13 protein-coding genes are annotated in these 16,517 nt (G+C 60.4%); all 13 read right to left on the minus strand.

The window, feature by feature from the left end; all coding sequences use genetic code 11:
• Nucleotides 1-48: 48 nt before the first annotated feature.
• Nucleotides 49-2,007 (minus strand): hydantoinase B/oxoprolinase family protein, encoded by a 1,959-nt coding sequence (locus tag HFD87_RS10740; RefSeq protein WP_167423399.1) that lies wholly within the window; start codon nucleotides 2,005-2,007, stop codon nucleotides 49-51.
• A gap of 1 nt (nucleotide 2,008) precedes the next feature.
• Entirely contained in the window at nucleotides 2,009-4,054 is a 2,046-nt protein-coding gene (locus tag HFD87_RS10745; RefSeq protein WP_167423400.1) for a hydantoinase/oxoprolinase family protein, read from the minus strand.
• Nucleotides 4,055-4,072: 18 nt separating this feature from the next.
• Nucleotides 4,073-4,519 carry a GNAT family N-acetyltransferase gene (locus HFD87_RS10750; protein WP_167423401.1) on the minus strand — a complete coding sequence of 149 codons (447 nt, stop codon included), beginning with the start codon at nucleotides 4,517-4,519 and terminating at the stop codon, nucleotides 4,073-4,075.
• A gap of 271 nt (nucleotides 4,520-4,790) precedes the next feature.
• On the minus strand, nucleotides 4,791-5,303 hold the full coding sequence (locus tag HFD87_RS10755; protein ID WP_010247853.1) for an Lrp/AsnC family transcriptional regulator: 513 nt from the start codon (nucleotides 5,301-5,303) through the stop codon (nucleotides 4,791-4,793).
• 290 nt (nucleotides 5,304-5,593) lie between these two features.
• Complete coding sequence (gene gabT / locus HFD87_RS10760; protein ID WP_167423402.1) at nucleotides 5,594-6,910, minus strand: 4-aminobutyrate--2-oxoglutarate transaminase; 1,317 nt, start codon at nucleotides 6,908-6,910, stop codon at nucleotides 5,594-5,596.
• 113 nt (nucleotides 6,911-7,023) lie between these two features.
• Nucleotides 7,024-8,157, minus strand: a complete 1,134-nt coding sequence (locus HFD87_RS10765; RefSeq protein ID WP_033778890.1) for a M20 aminoacylase family protein — start codon at nucleotides 8,155-8,157, stop codon at nucleotides 7,024-7,026.
• Nucleotide 8,158: 1 nt separating this feature from the next.
• A complete protein-coding gene (locus tag HFD87_RS10770) occupies nucleotides 8,159-9,085 on the minus strand; it encodes a glyoxylate/hydroxypyruvate reductase A (protein ID WP_167423403.1) in 927 nt (308 codons plus the stop codon).
• The gene (locus tag HFD87_RS10775; protein ID WP_167423404.1) at nucleotides 9,085-9,927 is read right to left on the minus strand and encodes a GNAT family N-acetyltransferase; all 843 of its coding nucleotides are present in this window, start codon (nucleotides 9,925-9,927) and stop codon (nucleotides 9,085-9,087) included. The genes HFD87_RS10770 and HFD87_RS10775 overlap by 1 nt, the downstream gene beginning before the upstream one ends.
• An 11-nt stretch (nucleotides 9,928-9,938) precedes the next feature.
• Nucleotides 9,939-11,270, minus strand: a complete 1,332-nt coding sequence (locus tag HFD87_RS10780) for an FAD-binding oxidoreductase (RefSeq protein WP_033767690.1) — start codon at nucleotides 11,268-11,270, stop codon at nucleotides 9,939-9,941.
• Nucleotides 11,271-11,404: 134 nt separating this feature from the next.
• Entirely contained in the window at nucleotides 11,405-13,069 is a 1,665-nt protein-coding gene (locus HFD87_RS10785; RefSeq protein ID WP_010670910.1) for an ABC transporter ATP-binding protein, read from the minus strand.
• Nucleotides 13,066-13,917, minus strand: coding sequence for an ABC transporter permease (locus tag HFD87_RS10790; RefSeq protein WP_010247873.1), 852 nt, complete (start codon nucleotides 13,915-13,917; stop codon nucleotides 13,066-13,068). Before HFD87_RS10790 ends, HFD87_RS10785 begins: the two co-directional genes overlap by 4 nt.
• Nucleotides 13,914-14,870, minus strand: coding sequence for an ABC transporter permease (locus tag HFD87_RS10795; protein ID WP_010247875.1), 957 nt, complete (start codon nucleotides 14,868-14,870; stop codon nucleotides 13,914-13,916). Before HFD87_RS10795 ends, HFD87_RS10790 begins: the two co-directional genes overlap by 4 nt.
• A 27-nt stretch (nucleotides 14,871-14,897) precedes the next feature.
• Nucleotides 14,898-16,505 (minus strand): ABC transporter substrate-binding protein, encoded by a 1,608-nt coding sequence (locus tag HFD87_RS10800; RefSeq protein ID WP_167423405.1) that lies wholly within the window; start codon nucleotides 16,503-16,505, stop codon nucleotides 14,898-14,900.
• Nucleotides 16,506-16,517 lie beyond the last annotated feature (12 nt).

A 16,517-nucleotide genomic window follows, 5' to 3' on the forward strand; every position in this document is an offset into this window, starting at 1 on the left:
TTGTAGTCCATGCAGACTTAAAGCGTAGTAGACGATGGGCAATCGCCGTTAATTGTTCGCCATTGCCGGGTATCGCTGACGCAAATCACTGAATATTTGTTCCATATCCGCCGTTTCGCCTATCTCTGCCACTACCCGGAATACCTGGGTTTTCAGGAAGTGACGCCAGCTCACCGGCGCGCTTGCCAGAAAGGCGGTCAGTAACTGATAACGCTGTGGCGTCCAGAGCGTTTCGAAGCGACTCCGTGCTTCGCCGTGCTCAAAATGGTGCGCAGCCTGCTGCGGCATTGTGGCGCGCAGGCGCTCCGTTGCTGCCCGATCCACGTGGTGATCAACTACCACCACGCCATACTGCGTCCTGGCTGCCGCGACGCTGAGATAACCGCAGCGCACATCCTGCATCACCGCGTCGGCATCGCGCTGTGTTGGCAGGCCATAACCGCCCGCGCCGGGTCCGCGCACTTCGACCACGTCACCCGGCAGGCAGTGGATCACATCAGTGTTACCGTGATTGATGACCTCACCGTCACGCCGGGTACGGAAGTAAGAGAGCGCCCCACTCTGGCCGCCGACGACGCCCGCCGAGGCAAACACCGATCGGTTACGGTTGCGCGCGGTAATGGTGGTATTGGGCGAGAAAATCTCAAATGCCATTTCGGTGGCTAAACCGCCGCGATAGCGACCGGCTCCGGCGCTGTCCTGAGCCAGTCCGTAGCGATGAAAGCGGATCGGCACTTCCGCTTCGTTGATCTCAATCGGGGTGTTTTTCAGAAAGGCTGAAAGACCGCCGGAGCCGTCAGGCCCATCGTGACGCGGCGTGCCGCCCGCGCCGCCGCCCACCGGACCCAGCGAGGCGACCACACTGCGATTCTGCGTCTGGGTACGAATGTTCATGATTGAGTTGCCGCCCGGTGAATTCGCGGGCAAACGCTCCGGCATCGCCAGCGAGAAGACGCCGATAGTGGCAATCTGCGACAGTGCACAGGTCAGGGAGCGCATCCCTACCGCTGCGGGCGCTTCACAGTTCATGACCGTGCCAGGCGGCAGGATTGCCCTAGTGGGTCGCAGCGTACCGGCGTTAAGCAGCAGTGAACGGTCCAGCGTAGAGAGCGCATAGTTAACACCCACCAGCGCCAGCGGATGCCGCTCACGTCCGCCAGTCGGCATATTCAGCGACGAGGCCAGCTGCGGATCGCTGCCGGTGTAGTCCAGCTCCAGTTGATCGCCCTGCACCCGCAGAGTAATGGCGATACGGCAGGGATAACCGCCCTCGCCATCTTCATCGGCGTAGTCGGCATAGAAGTATTCCCCGTCGGGAATGGTTTTGATAATGCTGCGCGCCTGCGCTTCGGCGTAATCGAGAATGCCCTCAATGCCCTGCAAAAAATCGGCGATGCCAAAGCGGGCAATAATGTCATGGATTTTACGCTCGCCGACGTTCACCGACGCCAGCTGGGCTTTGAAATCGCCCCAGTTCTGATCCGGCACCCGCACATTGAGCCGCATGATGCTGGCGACCTCTTCGTTGAGCTGACCCTGCCGCATGATCTTCAGCGGCGGGATGCGAATCCCCTCCTGCACGATATCGGTCAGCGAGCGCGACAGCGAGGCAGGCACCGCGCCGCCGACGTCGGTGTTATGAATGTGGCCCACCACGAAGCAGACAATTTCACCCTGGTGGAACACCGGTTTCCAGATATGGATATCGGGCGAGTGGGTCGCCACGTTGCCGGCGTAGGCGTCGTTCGTAATGCAGATGTCGCCGTCAGCGTACTCTTCAATCAGTGCCAGCACCGGCGCATAGTCGATGCCGCTGTACCAGGGGGCGCCGAAGCTGCGCGGCGAGGCAAACGCCAGGCCGCTGCGGCTGACAATCTGGCAGGAGAAATCTTCCGTCTCTTTAACAAAGGTGGAGTGCGCTGTGCGCATCAGCGTAAAGGCCATCGCATCGGCAGCGGCGGCGCAGTAGTTCGCCAGGATCTGTAAGTTACGTCCATCAATCGCCATGTTATGCCTCGTTCGCCGTGATCAGCAGATTACCGAATGAATCGACCGTGACGCCCATGCCGGGCGGCACGCAGGTGGTGCAGTCATCCTGGGCGATGATGACCGGGCCACTGAGCTGATGTCCGGCACGCAGCACTGAACGCAGCACTAAATCAACCTGATGCCAGCCGCCGTCGATCCACGCCCTGGTCTGTTTCAGTACCGGCACCGGTTCCGTGGCCGGAGCCAGTGGGTTAATCACCGGTTTCGGCGTCGGTGATGCAATCACCAGCCGCAGGTTGATCAACTGCACCGGCGCCTGCGGGTCACAGTGACCAAACAGCTGCTGGTGCTGGCGATCAAAGGCGTCATGCAGCGCAGTGAAATCCGCCTGCGCCAGCCAGTTCGCCTCCAGCGGTACGTCGATCTCAAACGACTGACCGCGATAGCGCATATCCGCGCTGAACTGCAGGCTGTAAGGCATATCGCTGCCGTGCTCCTGGGCCAGCCAGCCACAGGCGCGCTGCTGTAATGCTTCGGCTTCACTGGCCAGGGTGTCGGCCAGGGCGGGTGTCAGATCGCCGTAGAGCGTGCGGATAAAGTCGTTACGAATGTCCGCCACCAGCCCGCCCAGCGCGGACAGCACGCCCGGCGTCGGCGGCACAATCACCCCTTTCATATTCAGTTCGCGGGCCAGAAAGCAGCCCATCATCGGACCCGCTCCGCCAAAGGCGAGGAACCAGAATTCACGCGGATCGAGACCAAAGCGCGACAACAGCCCGCTGGTGTCGCTGTACATGCTGGAGATCGCCAGCTGGATGGCGGTCTCTGCCGTTTCCTGCAACGTGACGCCAAGCGCATCCGCCAGCGGCTGCCAGGCCGCGCAGGCGGCGTCCACATCAACAGTGACGGCGTTATAACCCAGCGCGCCATGGCCCATCATGCCGCAGGCGGCGAACGCATCGGTGGCGGTGGGTTGCGTGCCGCCGCGCTGGAAGCAGACCGGGCCAGGCAGCGATCCGGCACTGTCCGGGCCCATCTGCAGCACACCCTGACCATCGATCCACGCCAGCGAGCCGCCGCCCTGACCCACCGAGGTGACGGCGACAGAAGGAATAAAGATTGGGAAATCCCCGATAATTTCGCCGTTGCCCTGCGCCACTTTGCCGTCGATGATCACCGCCACGTCGGCGCTGGTGCCGCCGATATCCAGGCTGAGGATTTTGTCAAAACCGCAGGCGCTGGCGAGATAGCTGGCACCAATCACCCCGGATGCGGTGCCGGAGAGCACCATCTGCACGCATTCGCGTTTCGCCTGATCGACGCCCATCACCCCGCCGTTGGATTTGGTGATGCGTGGCGGCGGCCTGACGCCGAGCCGTTGCAGCGCCTGCTCAAAGGATTCCAGGTAGTGGATCACCATCGGCTGCACGTAGGCATTAATGGTGGCGGTAATGGTGCGTTCATATTCACGGATGATCGGCCAGATGTCAGCGGAACAGGAGGTCAGCAGCTCGGGTGCCACCTCGTCGATAATCGCCTTCACCGCCGCTTCATTGTGCCGGTTGCGATAGCTGTGCAGCAGCGACACCACAATGCCCTGACAGCCTGCCGCGCGTGCCTGAGCGATTGCGTCGAGCACGCTCTGGCGATCAGGCGCGTGCAGCACGTTGCCGTGCGCGTCACTGCGTTCACGGATGGCAAACACCCGATCGCGGGTGATCAGCGGAGCAGGACGCCGGGAGAAAAGATCGTGAATATGCGGGATTTTAAGCCGGGCCAGCTCCAGGACATCGCAGAAGCCCTCCGTGGCGAACAGTGCCAGCCGCACGCCACGCCGCTGGATCACCGCATTAATGCCTACCGTGGTGCCGTGGGTGAAGTAGCCAATCTCAGCGGGGTCAATACCCTGATGCTGCTGAAACTGCGCCAGCCCGGTAACGATTTCGCTGCCTGGCTGATCCGGTCGTGACAGGACTTTCAGGGTGTGAATCTGGTTCGTTTGCTGATCGAGCACGGCGAAATCGGTAAAGGATCCGCCAATATCCACGCCAACGCGGTATCGCATATCGGGGTAACTCCAGTGTCAGGAAGGGGGAAATTCCATCAGTGCCTCGGGATGCTGCACCACACGCCAGCCGAGCCGCTGATAGACCTGATGGGCATCCTGGGTTGAGAGCATCCAGCGATGCACCGTTTGCAGCTCCGGGTGTTCACGAACGCAGGTTGCCAGCCAGCTGCCCAGCCCGTGACCGCGCCAGTTTTCATCAATCATTACGTCACACAGCCAGCCAAACCGGGTGTAGTCAGTAATCAGTCGGGCAAAGCCAATCTGGCTCTGCTGGTGATAGAGGCCAAACGGCAGCGAACCGGCAATCGCCCGCACGGTTTTGGCCAGCGGCTGGCCTTTGGCCCAGTAGGATTTCTCCACCAGCTGGATGTGGATCCACGCCAGGTCGAGCCGCTGGCGGCTGGTGGAGACAGTGAACGCCTCGCGCTGCCACTGCTGGTCAGCAATCTGCAATGAGTCCATGACAACTCCTTGTATCGGTTGAAAACAGTGTAAAAGGGTTCGCCCAACGGTTGAGGCTGTAGCGCGCCACAGAACCGGCTGTTGCGACTGAATTTTGCGTCATGAAGAAATTTTATGCTGAGGGGGCGTCTGGCACATTAACGGGAGAAGTGAAGCGGATGGGCGAACAAAAGTGCGGCTGGGGTGAATCGCGAAAGAGTAAGCAGAAACAAGGCAGGTGACGGCCCTCTCTCCACCGGTAGACATGGCGAGGGCGACGCCTGGCCGCCCGCTACACGCCGAACTCCACCGAATTGTGCTTGCCGATCAGCGATCGCAACGGCACGCTGCTTTTCATGATCGGGGATTTGATCACGATATAGCTGAAGTACTTATCGATGCCGATCTGAGCGTCGAGCATCTTCTCAATCACTTCCTGGTAATGTTCAATGCTGCGGGTAATAAAGCGCAGCAAATAGTCATAGCCGCCGGTAATCAGATGGCACTCCATCAGCTCATCGACGTCGCGCATCGCACTTTCAAATTTCATAAAGTCTTCGCGGCGATGGCCTGACAGAGTGACTTCGGTAAAGACCGTCACCGAATCGGTAATGCGGGTGAGATTAATGTGCGCTTCATAACCGGTGATAAAACCGGCCTGTTCCAGACGTTTGACCCGTTGCAGACAGGGACTGGGCGAAAGGCCTACGGCGTCGGCGAGGTTAACGTTGCTGATACGGCCATCTTTCTGGAGTTGCACCAGGATGTTGATGTCGATGCGGTCGAGTTTCATTAAGCCGTTCATAGCACCCCCCTCATTGTCAGAGCCTGTCCCGCCAGGCGTCATTGTTGCAGGCAGTCTGGAGACGGACAGCGCGGAACAACCGGCGCGTACATGGCGTACGTGAGGATTGTAAGCACTGACCAGTTTCAGACTGACAAATGAAATAGCCTGATGGGATAGACGCTTAATTAAATGTGCAGAACCTCCCGAAGGTATATCACGCTTTACCGTAAACGCGCCAGCGCTTCGCAGTGGTTATACCAGCGGGAGATTTTCAAATTACTTTAACAATATCAATGAGGAATCGCACTTTACCCCAACCGGCCTGTGGCGCGGGCCAGCGCAATATCGAAGATATGCAGCGCCTCTTCCAGCTGTGAGTCGGTAGTGACCAGCGGCGCCAGGAAACGGATGGTGTTGCGATGCAGGCCGCATTTGATCAGCAGCAATCCTTCCTGGCAGGCGCTGTCGAGGATCCTCTGGGTTAAGGCCGCATCCGGGCGACCGGTTTCGAAATCGAGGATCTCCACCGCCTGCATAAAGCCCACGCCGCGGACGTCACCGATGCAGGCATATTTATCCGCCAGTTGCCGCAGTCGTGCATTGAGTTGCTCACCAAGCTGGCAGGAGCGCTGCAACAGGTTTTCCTGCTCAAACAGATCGAGTACCGCCAGCGCCGCCGCACAGGCCAGTGCGTTGCCGCCATAAGTACCGCCTAACCCGCCAGGCGTCGGTGCATCCATGATCTCCGCACGCCCCAACACACCGGAAATCGGCAGACCACCGCCCAGGCTTTTCGCCAGCGTGACTAAATCGGGTTTGATACCCAGTTGCTGGAAGGCGAACATCGTGCCGGTACGCCCGAAGCCGGACTGTATTTCATCACAAATCAGCAGAATACCGTGCTGGCTGGTGATGCGACGCAGCGCCTGCATAAATGCCGGGCCAGCGGGCAGGAAGCCGCCGTCACCCTGAACCGGCTCAATGATAATCGCCGCGACCCGCTCCGGCAGGATCTGCACCGCAAACAGCTGATCCAGCGCTTTCAGGCAGTCCGCTTCAGTAATACCGTGCAGCGGGTTCGGGAAGGGCAGACGGTAGATATCGCCGGGGAACGGGCCAAAATTCTGTTTGTAAGGCGCGGACATGCCGGTCAGGGTGATACCCAGCAGGGTGCGGCCATGAAACGCACCATCAAAAGCGATAATGCCAGAGCGCTGGGTGTGTGAGCGGGCAATCTTCACCGCATTTTCCACCGCTTCGGCGCCGCTGGTAAAGAAGACGCTTTTGTACGCCTCATCGCCGCCCACCAGTTTGTTCAGCCGCTGCGCCAGCTCGATGTAGCCCGGATAGGCCACCACCTGAAAGCAGGCATGAGACACCAGACCGAGCTGGCGGGTCACCGCATTGACCACCGCCGGGTGATTGTGGCCGACATTCAGCACCCCGATGCCGCCGACAAAGTCGAGATAGCGATTGCCCTCCACGTCCCACACTTCACTGCCTCTGGCGCGTTCGATCACCAGCGGATGGGCGGTAACTACGCCGCGCGGCACGTTCTGCTCGCGTGCATCCAGTAACAGGCTGTTATCGGAGTATGCTTGCTGCTCTGCCATGACATTCTGCATTTTAAACCCTCATCCACGTAACGTTCGGTTGGCTCAAGTATCGCAACCCGCTGGTTTGTCACGCTGCCGTAATTCCTCAGACAGCGGCATTTCCTGTCAAAATCCTGCGGCATTCAGCAGGGAAATTTCTCTGCCAGCGCCTGACGAATCAGCGTGACAAAAACGTTAACGCCATGCGGGATCAGCGCATCGTTGAAGTCGTATGCAGCATGATGCAGCGGCTTGCAGGGTGCCGACCCCAGCCACAGATAGGCACCGGGCCGCGCCTGCAGCATAAAAGCAAAATCTTCTGAGGTAAGTGCGGGCTGGGGCGCGGCCTCAGCCTTAATGCCCGCCTGCGTCAGCGCCTGCAGGCAAAACTGCGCTTCAGCATTACTGTTCAGGGTCGCCGGGTAGTAGCGCAGATAGCTGACCTCTGCGTGCAAACCGTGGGCGGCGGTGATGTGCTCCGCCATCTGACGCAGTCGTGCTTCAATCGTCGCCTGCGCTGCAGGGCTGAAAGTGCGCACCGTGCCGGTGATGTTCGCCTCCGCCGGGATCATGTTGTGCGAAAAGCCGCCCTGCATCCGGGTGACGGTGAGCAGCGCCGTTTCGCACGGATCCAGGGCGCGTGAGACCAGAGTATTCAGCTGCACCACCAGCTCGCTGGTCGCCAGCAGAGTATCGCGCGTCAGATGCGGCTGCGCGGCATGACCGCCTCCGCCCAGTACCCGGATATCAAAACGATCAGCCGCCGCCATGATCGCGCCAGGGCGGGTCTGTACCTGGCCGAGCGGCAGTTCCGGCCAGTTGTGGATGGCGTAGACCGCCTCGCAGGGAAAGCGGCTGAAGAGGCCATCGTCAATCATCGCCTTTGCGCCCGCCAGCCCCTCTTCGGCGGGCTGGAAGATAAAGCAGACGCTGCCATCAAAGCTGACGTCGCGCGCCAGTTTTTCTGCGGCTCCCAGCAGCATCACGGTGTGACCGTCGTGGCCGCAGGCGTGGCTCACCTGCTCCAGGCGGCTTTGCCAGTCGGTGCCGCTCTGATCCTGCATCGGCAGCGCATCCATATCAGCCCGCAGGCCAATCATGCGTTCACTGCTGCCCTTTTTCAGTATCCCGACCACGCCGGTTTTACCGATGCCGCGATGCACCTCAATGCCCAGCTGTTGCAGAAAGTTCGCCACGATGTCGCTGGTGCGCTGCTCCTGAAAGCCCAGTTCCGGGTGCGCATGCAGGTCGCGGCGCAATGCCACCAGATGTTCCATCTTAATATCCTCGCGAACGGTCAATCTCACCATGCAGCGGCTCGCCACGCTGATGGCGCCGCAGATTTTCCAGCAGTGCCGCAATGGCGCTCTCATTCTGCGTCTGGCTGGCGATGTGGGGTGTGAGCCAGATGGCGGGATGGTGCCAGAAGGGATGACCCGGCGGTAACGGCTCCGGGTCGGTCACATCGATCACGGCGGCACGGAGCTGACCGCTCTCCAGCGCCTGCAGCAGATCGTCCTGATTCAGCTGGGGGCCGCGCCCGGCCTGCACCAGCGCCGCGCCCTGTGGTAGCTGATTAAACAGGGTGCGGTTAAGCAAACCCTGTGTGGTGTCAGTCAGCGGCAGCAGGCAGACCAGAATCTCGCTGTGCGCCAGAAACGCCCCGAGCTGATCGTCACCGTGCCAGCAGCGGACGCCGGGAATCTGGCGCGGTGTGCGGCTCCAGCCAGCGCAGTCAAAGCCCAGCGCCACCAGCTGTTGCAATGCGGCCTGGCCCAGTTCGCCCAGCCCCATGACGCCTACCCGACGCTGCGCGGCAGGTAATACCGCGTGTGTCAGCCACTGCTGCTGGCGTTGCTGATGAAAATAGCGCGGCATGTCGCGATGCAGGCCGAGTACCGCGAAGGTGACATACTCCACCATACCCTGGGTCAGGCCTGGCTCGATCATCCTGATCACCGGCAGGTCGGGCGGCAGCGCGCCAAGGTCAAACTGATCGGCCCCGGCACCCACGGAGAACAGCAGTTTCAGCCGGGGGAAGAGCGCGGTGATGTCAGCCGGTGGCTGCCAGGCAACCAGCGCCTCAACCTGCTCTGGCTCGCCGGTCTCAGGCCAGATATGCAGCTGAATGTCAGGCGCATGCGCTGCCAGCCAGCGCTGCCAGATCCGGCCACGTTCCGGCTCCGATTTATAGACGATATGCATCAGGCCATCGCCTGCGTCATCAGTCCAAATGCCTGCATACCCTGCGGCGTCCAGGGCGTGCCGCGCACCATAGTCGCAGGCGCATCGACCTGAGGGATGCCGAGGCTCTGTAGCCAGGCGGCCATCGGCAGCGCGGCATCGGTGTCGATGCGGAGAAACTCCCCCTGCAGCGTCTGCATCAATGTGGCGACCAGTGCCTGCGCTACCGCGAAGTCTCCCGCGATGATCGGGCCTATCGCCCAGCCGTGACCAAAGCGGCGCAGGCTGGCGAAGCCCTGAATTTGCTGATGATCATCCTGCAACAGCACCGTCTGGCAGTCGCGCAGCAGGTGGTCGAACAGTGCCGGACGATGCATGCCGTGCGCCTGCTGATCCAGCGTCACCAGTGTGGCGTGATCGGCCAGTGTTGCCGGACGCAGCTGCAGTCCCGCCGGGATCACGACGTCTGGAAGGGTGGTCACAGCGTGGGTCTGGTGCTGGCGAATTTCACCGCAACTGACAAACCCGAGTTTTTCATACAAACCTTTGCCCATTTCGGTGGCGTGCAGACGCACGTTACAGTCAGACAGTTTTTCCAGTTGCGCCAGCATCAGCTGTTTGCCAAGGCCACGCCCCTGCTGCTGGTTATCGACGATCACCAGCCCCAGCGTGGCGGCGCGCTCGCCCCAGCGCCAGAGCACCGCACTCGCAATCAGCTTGCCCTGCTCTTCAATCACCGTACCCTCGCCCAGCTGCAGCGCCAGCTGCCAGTCTTCACGTCGATGGGGCCATTTCAGTGCCTGCGTTAAGGTGAAACAGGGGTCGATATCGTCCGGCGTCATTGCGCGTATTTTCAGGCTCATTGCAGGTCTCCTTACATCATGCCTGGCGTTTCAAGTCCGCTGCCGTCAACCAGACGGCTGTAGCGATAAGGGGTGGGATCAACGACTGGCGTGGCTTCGGTCGCCAGATCGGCTGCCAGTCGTCCGGCACCTGGTCCGATACCAAAGCCGTGGGCGCTGTAGCCCGCCGAGAGCACCAGCCCCGGCAATTTCGCCACGGTGGAGATCACCGGAATCGCGTCCGGGGTACTGTCAATCATGCCGCCCCACGACTGCGCCAGCCGCAGGTTCGCCAGCGCCGGATATTCACGCCGCATCGCCGCCAGTCCCTCTTCCACGATCGTTGCATCGGCTGCCGGATCGAGAATGCGCATGCGCTCAAACGGCGACTCGCGGTCAAATGCCCAGCCACCCATCGCTTCCGGACCATTGAAGAACGGCGACAGGCCAAGATTCAGGGTGAGATTCTTGCGGCGGCTTTTAAAGGTCGGATAGAACTGGCGGGCATAGCGCAGCCCCTGCGCGCCCGGTTCCAGACGCCCGCGACCCGAGACGGAGACGGTGTAACTGCCGTCCATCTGTGGCCGACAGGCAAAGCCAGGTGTGTAGAGTGGCATGGCAATCGCCTGCTCAATGGGCTGCGTGCGGAAGGCGGTACCAATCACGTTGCCCAGCGGCAGATCGATACCGTGACGACGGCAAAACATGGAGGTCCAGGCCCCGGCGGCACAGATCACCCGGCTGGTTTTGATCAGGCCGCGCTCGGTCCAGACGCCGCTGACCTGTCCGGCGGCGATATCCAGCCCGCGCACCGCGCATTGCTGAAACAGCAGCGCCCCTTTTTTCAGCGCGCCCGCCACCAGCCCGGGCGCGGCCAGCCGTGGTTCGGCGTGACCGTCGGTAGGCGCTGAGAGACCGCCCCGCCAGCTTGTGGTGCTGCCGGGCGTCATCGCTTTGGCCTGCTCCGCCGTGAGGATCGAACTGCGCACGCCATAGCCTTTTGCCATCTGGATCCACTTATCCCAGGCCGCGATGTCCGACTCTTCCTGCGTGGCGTAGACCAGCCCGCTGCGGCGGAAACCCAGCTCTTCGCCGGTTTCATCGTTAAGCTCACCCCAGCGTTGCAGCGCATAAATAATCAGCGGCAATTCACGTTCATCACGGTTCTGCTGGCGACACCAGCCCCAGTTACGGCTCGACTGCTCCGCCCCTACCAGGCCTTTTTCGATTAGCACGACCTTCAGTCCCTGCTTCGCCAGCTCCCAGGTGGCGGCGGCTCCGGCGATACCGGCGCCAATCACCACTACATCGGCGGAATCGGGAAAATTCGCACTGTCCTGTACATAACGAATCGGTGCAGGCATAACAAGACTACCTCTGTTGTCAGTATCTGATCAGCGCAGAGCGATATCACCGCTGTGCCTTGACCCGTGCCGCCCGCGCATTACATCAGTGCTGTGCAGGCGGATTAATCAGGGTGCCAGTTGCTTCAGGCAACTCACTCTGCTTTTAAAATCTCTTCATGCTCATCCAGCCAGCCCTGACGCAGCTCCGGCACCGCGCGTTTCAGCCGCTCGAAATACAACTCGCTGGTCGGCTTGTCGTAGTCGCTGCGCGCCAGCTGGGTGACGATGCGACCGCTCTTCATCACCACGATTTCATCACACACCGCGCGTACCGCATGCATGTCGTGGCTGATGAAGATCACCGAGAGTCCCAGTTCGCGGCGCAGTTCGCTGATTAAGTCGAGGACGGCGGCGGCAACCACCGTATCCAGCGCCGAGGTCACTTCATCACACAGAATCAGATCCGGCTCAGCCGCCAGCGCGCGCGCCAGATTAACGCGCTGCTTCTGCCCGCCGGAGAGCGCCCAGGGACGCCGCCACAGCACGCTGCGCGGAAGCTGCACCAGATCCAGCAGCTGATAAAGCCGCTGCTGTCGGGCCGCACCGCTCAGACCGTGAAACAGCGTCAGCGGACGTGACAGGATGCGCTCAACGCTGTGGGCCGGGTTCAGCGCGGTGTCTGCCATCTGGAATACATACTGAATGCGGCGCAGCTCGTTGTCAGGCCGTTTTTGCATATCGCCCGAGATGTAGTGGCCGTTAAACAGAATATGGCCGTGGCTTGGAGCGTTGAGTCCGGCAATGGCATGCGCCAGAGTGGTTTTGCCTGAGCCTGACTCACCAATGATGCCAATCGCCTGCCCTTTCCACAGCCTGAGATTGATATCTTCCAGAATGCGTATTTTCGGATAGCCGTCGCTGCCGCGCGGGCCATAACCTGCGCTGAGGTCGCGCACCTCAAGCAGCGGCTGAATATCGGCGGCAACCGGGCACCAGTTGCTGGGCCGCTCTTTCTGCCGCGCCGCCTCCATCAGTAAACGGGTGTACTCCGCCTGCGGTGCGCCGATCAGATGCGCGGTGCTGCCATACTCCGCCATTCTGCCGCGCAGCAGCACCAGTATCCGGTCTGCCATCTGCGCCACCACGGCTAAATCGTGACTGACGTAAATCGCCGTGACGCCGCGCTGCACCACCACGCGGCGAAACGCCTTCAGCACTTCCACCTGCGTGGTCACATCCAGCGCGGTAGTAGGTTCATCAAGGATTACCACGTCAGGATCGCCAATCAGCGCCATCGCCGTCATCAGACGCTGTAACTGACCACCCGACACCTGGTGCGGGAAGCGGTCGCCAATGGTCTCGGGGTTGGGCAGCGCCAGTTCGCGGAACAGCTCAATCGCTTTGGCTTTTGCCGCTTTGCGGGTCAGGGTGCCGTGGATAACCACCGGCTCAATCACCTGGTCGAGGATCTTCATGCCCGGATTAAACGACGCTGCCGCGCTCTGGGCGATATAGGCGACTTTGTTGCCACGGAAAGCGCGCAACTGCCCCGGCGTCAGGCTGTTAACGTCGGTGCCGGCAACGTGAATGTTGCCGTCGGCGATGCGGCAGCCGCTGCGGGCGTAACCCATCAGCGCCATCGCGATAGTGGTTTTACCTGAGCCGGATTCGCCAATCAGCGCCAGCACTTCGCCCTTCTGCACGGTAAAGTGAATATCGGAAACCAGGTCGATCTCTTCGCCGCGATCGGTCTGCGCAGTGACGCGCAGTTTATCCACCGAAATTACCGGCATGGCGGTATGTGGTGTCACGTTCATGCTCCCTCCTTCGCCAGCGTCATCGGACGCATCGCCTGCAGGCTGTCAATAAACAGGTTGGCACCAATGGTCAGGCTGGCAATCGCCAGCGCGGGCATCAGCACCGCAGGCGAGCCGTCAAACAGCCCCTGCATATTTTCACGCACCAGCGTGCCCCAGTCGGCGTAGGGCGGCTGAACACCCAGACCGAGGAAGCTCAGGCCGCTCAGCAGCAGCACGATGTAGACAAAGCGCAGACCAAAGTCAGTCAGCATCGGGTGCACCATATTGGGCAGGATATCGTGAATGGCGATATACCAGCGGCTTTCGCCCCGCAGCCGTGACGCCCGGACGTAGTCCATGCTGCGCAGCGAGCTGGCCATGGCAAACGCGATACGAAATGCGCCCGGCCAGTAGGTGAAGACCGCCGTGAGGATCAGCATCGGCAGTGAGGAGCCAAATACCGCAACTATCATCAGCGACAGCACTTTGCCCGGCAGTACCAGCAGCGCGTCGTTGACGCGGCCCAGTACCTCCTCCAGCCAGCGCCCCGCCACCGCTGCCAGCAGCGCCAGCAGCGTGCCGATCAGGCTGGCCAGCAGCGCCGCACTTAGCGCCAGACCGATAGAGAACTTCGCGCCGTAGAGAATGCGGCTCAGCATGTCGCGCCCAAGGTAGTCGGTGCCCAGCAGGTTATCAGACGTCAGGCCGCCCATCAGCGGGCCGCCGCCGATGTCATCAATGCTGTGCGGGGCCAGCGGGGTGCCGAATACTGCCATCAGCAGCCAGAACAGCGACATGATCAGACCCAGCCGTCCCGACCAGGAAAGCGACTGTAAGAAACGCCAGGGCAACGAGAGAATATTCATGCGCTTCTCCATTTCGGGTTAAAGGCGATAGTCAGAATGTCTGCCGCCAGCAGCAGGACCAGGTAGCAGGCGGCGAACAGCATCACGCAGAGCTGCACCACCGGCAGGTCGCGGTTACTGACCGCATCCACCAGCTGGCTGGCGAGACCGGGATAGCTGAAGATAGTTTCGATGATGATCACCCCGCCAAACAGATAGGAGAGGCTGAGTGAAATGGCATTGGCGATGGGGCCGACCGCGTTAGGCAGTGCGTGACGCAGCACCGCTCTCAGCGGTGAAACCCCTTTCAGCAGCGCCATCTCCAGATAAGGACTGTCGAGCTGGTTGATAATGGCTGCCCGCGTCATACGCGCCATCTGCGCCACCAGCACGCAGCAGAGCGTCAGCACCGGCAGCGCATAGGCTTTGAGGTAACTCAGCAGGTCGCTATCCGGGCTGCCAAACGACATCGCCGAGACCCAGTGCAGCTTGACGGCGAAAATCAGTACCGCCACCGTCGCCACCAGAAACTCCGGCACGGCAACCGTCGCCATGGTGCCGATGACCAGCGCCCGATCGAGTCGGGAACCGCGATTCATCGCCGCAATAATGCCGATAATCAGCGCCAGCGGCACGCAGATCAGCGTGGTGATACCCGCCAGTTCAAAGGTGGCGGGAATGCGCTGCGCCACCAGCTGCGAGACCGGCAAATGGCTGGCAAACGAGGTGCCAAAGTCGCCCTGCACCATGCCTGTCAGCCAGTGGAAGTAGCGCATCAGCAAAGGCTGATCGAGACCCAGCTGCTGCCGTAACGCCGCCACCGTTTCCGGCGTGGCGTTCTGGCCGAGGATCATCTGCGCTGCGTCGCCCGGCAGCAGGCTGGTGATGAAAAACACCACCGCCGAGACGATAAGCAAAGTCAGGATGCCGGCACCAATTCGCCGGGCAATCAGGAACAGCATGTATCGGTTCATCGGCGTACTCCTTCCTCAAATAACGTATCAGGCGCTCAGCCACGCAAATTCATGGAAGCGATAGCCCATCATCATGCCCGACGGCCAGGCCTCCACCCCTTTGACCTTTTTGTTGTAGCCATCTGTGGAGCTGATAAAGGTCGGGATAAGGGTGCCGCAGTGGTCATAAATCAACTTCTGCATGTCGCCATACATCTGCTTGCGTTTCGCCTGATCGCGCTCACCGCGTGCCGCGACCACCAGTTGATCAAACTGAGGATTTTTCCAGCCCGATTCGTTATTCGGTGCGGTAGAGAGATAAAACTGTGAGAAGAGCATGTCGAGCGTCGGACGCGGGTTTATCGAGCCATATCCCACCGGATCTTTCATCCAGTGCGAAGACCAGTAACCGTCATACGGCACACGTCGCACTTTGATGTTCAGCCCTGCCCCGCGCGCCATCTGCTGGATCATCTGACCGCCTTCATTTGCCCCTTCGATATTCGGCGTGGTGATAATCTCCACCGTGGAGCCGGCCATGCCCGCTTTTTTGATGTGGAACTTCGCTTTTTCAATGTCCAGCGCACGCGGTTTGAGATCGGCGTTATAGAGCGGATGCCACGGCGGCACCGGGGTGTCATTACTGACGTCGCCGTAACCCTGCAGCACCGTTTTCACCAGCATTTCACGTGGCTGCAGATATTTCATCGCCAGCACGAAATCTTCATTGTTACCCGGCTTCACATCGGTGCGGATAATCAGGTTGGTGTACATGCCCGATTTACTCTCCAGCACGCCAAATTCGCTGCTGGCTTTGATGCGTTTGCAGTCGGCAGCGGTCAGCGTGGAGACCATCTGCAGATCGCCTGACATCAGGGCATTAACGCGCGCGGCGCCGTCAGTGACGCCAATCAGTTCTACCTCATCCAGATGCGGCAGACCAGGCTTGTAGTAGTTGGGATTTTTGGTACCAATAGTGCGCACACCCGGCATAAAGGCTTTGCAGATAAACGGACCGGTGCCGATGCCTTTGCTGAAATCTTTGGTGCCGTCCGGTACGATCAGAAACGGCGGCGTCGCCAGCATATAAGGGACGTCGAAGTTAGCGCTGCTCAGCTCCAGCTGCACCTCATTATCATTGACCGCGCTGAAGGTATTGAACTGATCGGCGAGCTTAAAGGCGATAGAGGCGATGGCCGGATCTTTGTGACGGCTGAGCGAGTAAATGACATCTTTGGCAGTCAGCGGTTTGCCATCATGGAAAGTGACCCCCTTACGCAGTTTGATATGCCAGGTAATGCCGTCGCTGGATTCCAGCGATTCGGCCAGCGCCGGTTGCGCCATCAGGTTTTTATCCAGCTCGGTCAGGCCGCTGTAGAACATGAACTGGCGGGTGTAATCCGCACTGTTGTTACTTTTGGCCGGATCCAGTGTATCGGTGGCCGAGGCATTCGACATCGCCGCCCGCAGTTTACCGCCCCTGACCGGCTTGTCGTCCGCCAGTGCCGCCCCTGAAAAAGTGATCAGGCCGCTGCTCATCACCGCACCGGCTGAGAGCATTTTCATCAGGCTGCGGCGTGACAATGAGCCTTCGGTGATCATGCGCGTCAGTGCCGGATTTACCGCATCAGCGTCGTTATTATCAAATTTACTCATCTCTGTACCCTC

The organism is Pantoea sp. EKM21T (assembly GCF_011800405.1).
In the GTDB taxonomy this organism is placed as follows: domain Bacteria; phylum Pseudomonadota; class Gammaproteobacteria; order Enterobacterales; family Enterobacteriaceae; genus Pantoea; species Pantoea agglomerans.